The following is a 2,734-nucleotide window of genomic DNA, read 5'->3' on the forward strand; positions in this document are numbered from 1 at the left end:
GTGCGGGCCGCCTGCTCCTCGAAGAGGGCGACGACGTCGGTCGCGGGCAGGGCGCGGTCGGTGGCGTTCGCCGCGCCGATCAGGGCCCGCTCGTCCGCGCTCATGACCTCCAGCGCGCCGATGGGCCTGTCGGGGCCGGCCAGCGCGTCGCGGAGAAGCGTCTCCAGGTGGGCCAGCAGCGCGTCGATGCGCTCGTCCTCGAACAGCTCGCGCCGGAACGTCGCCTCGACCGTCATCCCCTGCGGCCGGACGAACGCCTCCAGCGACAGGTCGAAGTGCGTGGTGCCGTTGTGGACGTGCGTCCAGCTCGACGTGATGCCGGGCAGGTCCAGCTCGCCGATCTCCTGGGCGAGGAACAGCACCATCGTGTCGAAGAACGCCGAGCGCCCCCGTCCGCGCGCCGGCCTCAGCTCCTGGACGAGCCTGTCGTACGGCGCCGCCTGGTGCGCGAAGGCCTCGGCGACCGTGCGGCCCACCCGGCGCAGCGCCTCCCGGAACGTCGGCGTCCCGCTCAGGTCGGCGCGCAGCACGAGCGTGTTGCCGAAGTTTCCGGCGAGCCGCTCGACCTCGGCGTGCTCGCGGTTCATCACCGACGAACCGATCGCCACGTCCACCGAGCCGGTGTAGCGGTGCAGCAGGACCGCGTACGCGGCCGTCATCACCATGTACGGGGTGAGGTTCTCCTCCGCGGCGAGCTTGCGCATGCCCTCGGTCACGTCGTCCTCGAAGCGGCGCGCCCGCCGTCCACCGCGCTCGGACACGACCGCGCTCCGCGGACGGTCCGCGGGCAGGTCGAGCGGGGCCGGGGGCGGATCGAGGCGTTCTCGCCAGTACGCGAGATCGTCCTCGGCGACGGGCCGCCGCTGCTCCCACTCGGCGTAGTCGGCGTACTGGACGTCCAGCGAGGGCAGCCCGTCCGGGGCCCCGGTGACGGCCGCGCGGTAGAGCGCTGAGAGGTCGCGCGAGAGCGAACCCCAGGTCATGCCGTCCCAGGCGATGTGATGCACGACGAGCACCAGCGCGTGCTCGTGTTCACCCAGCCGAAGCAGTTCCAGCCGGATCGGCCGCTCGGCCCGCAGGTCGAAGGGCAGCGCCGCCAGTTCCGCCGCCCGCGCCCCGGCGTCCGCGCACCGGACCGGCGGCAGGTCGAGCGAGTCGTCCTCCGTGACGATCTGCACCGCCCGCTGATCGGGGCCCTCCGCGTAGACGGTGCGGAGCACGGCGTGCCGCCGGACCAGCGCCCGCAGCGCCTCGCAGAGGGCCCCGGCGTCGAGCGGGCCGGACATGCGGATCAGCAGGCAGACGTTGTAGGCGGGGCTCTCCGGGAAGGCGCGGTGGTGCAGCCACATGCTCTGCTGCGCGTGGGACAGGGGCGCCGGTCCGTCCGATCCCCGGGGGGCGAGCCGGGCGGTGTCCGCGCCCAGCCCGGCCTCGGCCATCATCCGCCGCATCAGTTCGCGCCGTCGCGCCGCCGTCGTCTGCTCCACGCTCAACTCTTCCGTCGTCGGGCTTCGCCACCGCGAGTTAGGTTAGCCTTGCCTATAAAAATCATGCAAGGTTAGCCTTACCTAAGTTTGACCTTCCGGCCGCGAAGAGGGAGCTGCCTTGTCCACTGGTCTGCGCACCGATGCGAACCCCGCCGAGCTGGTCGTCGAGCATCCCTCGGCGCCGCTCGCCCTCATGGCCCGCCTGGCCGGATCGGGCCTGTTCGGCGACTACGTCGTCTACGAGCGGCCCGGCTCCTGGACGTTCGCGGGAGGCATGCTCGCCGAGATCGTCCTCGACGCCGGCGCCGTCCACGCCCGCTGGCCGGGCCACACTCCCCTCACCCGCCCCTGGACGGGCCGCCCCGCCGACGCCCTCCGCGACACGTTCGCCGCCGCGCCCCTGCCCGTCTGGAACGCCTACGGCTGGATCGCGTTCGAGTGCGCCGCCGCCCGCCCCTCCGGACGGCTCGCCCACCTGATCGTCCCCCGCACGGAGGTGCGGGCCGAGAACGGCCGCGTCACCGTCACCAGCACAGACGAAGCGGACATAGAGCAGGTCACCAAGCTCCTGGCCAGGCCGAACGGCCACCCGGTCGGCGAGCCTTCGCCCGTCGACGTCAGCGCCGGCGGAGCCCCCTACCGCGATCGCGTCGCCGAGGCCGTGGCCGAGATCCACGCGGGCCGCTACCAGAAGGTCATCGTGTCGCGCCGCCTGGACGTCCCCCACCCGGTCGACGTCGTCTCGACCTACGTCCGCGGCCGGGAGGCCAACACCCCGGCCCGCTCCTTCCTGCTCGACCTGGGCGGATTCCAGGCCACCGGGTTCAGCCCCGAGGTGCTCGCGAGCGTCGACTCCGCAGGTCACGTCATGACCCAGCCCCTCGCAGGCACCCGCGCCTTCGGCCTCGGCGCCGACACCGACGCCCGCACCCGCCACGACCTGGAGACCGACCCCAAGGAGATCTACGAGCACGCCGTCTCGGTCAGGACGTCCCAGGAAGAGCTCTACCGGGTCTGCGACCCGGAGACCGTCCGCGTGACCGGCTTCATGACGGTGAAGGAACGCGGCAGCGTCCAGCACCTGGGCTCCAGCGTCAGCGGCACCCTCTCCCCCGACCGCACCGCATGGGACGCCCTGGACGCGCTCTTCCCCGGCGTCACCGCGTCCGGCATCCACGACTCGATCGCCGAGGCCGAGGAGAAGCGCAAGGGCGCCAAGTAGGCGGCCCGCGACTCAGATGTCGACC

2 protein-coding genes are annotated in these 2,734 nt (G+C 72.7%); one reads left to right on the forward strand and one right to left on the reverse strand.

The genetic code is table 11. The features are described 5' to 3' along the window. Nucleotides 1-1,487 (reverse strand): condensation domain-containing protein (locus tag AB0C69_RS40860; protein WP_360361971.1); only part of this gene is annotated, 1,487 nt, incomplete at its 3' end. A 118-nt stretch (nucleotides 1,488-1,605) separates the two neighbouring features. Between AB0C69_RS40860 and AB0C69_RS40865 the strand changes: the two genes are divergently transcribed. After that, the gene (locus AB0C69_RS40865) at nucleotides 1,606-2,709 is read left to right on the forward strand and encodes a salicylate synthase (protein WP_360361974.1); all 1,104 of its coding nucleotides are present in this window, start codon (nucleotides 1,606-1,608) and stop codon (nucleotides 2,707-2,709) included. Nucleotides 2,710-2,734: the final 25 nt, after the last annotated feature.

The organism is Actinomadura sp. NPDC048032 (assembly GCF_040653175.1).
GTDB classification, from domain to species: Bacteria; Actinomycetota; Actinomycetes; order Streptosporangiales; family Streptosporangiaceae; genus Spirillospora; species Spirillospora verrucosospora.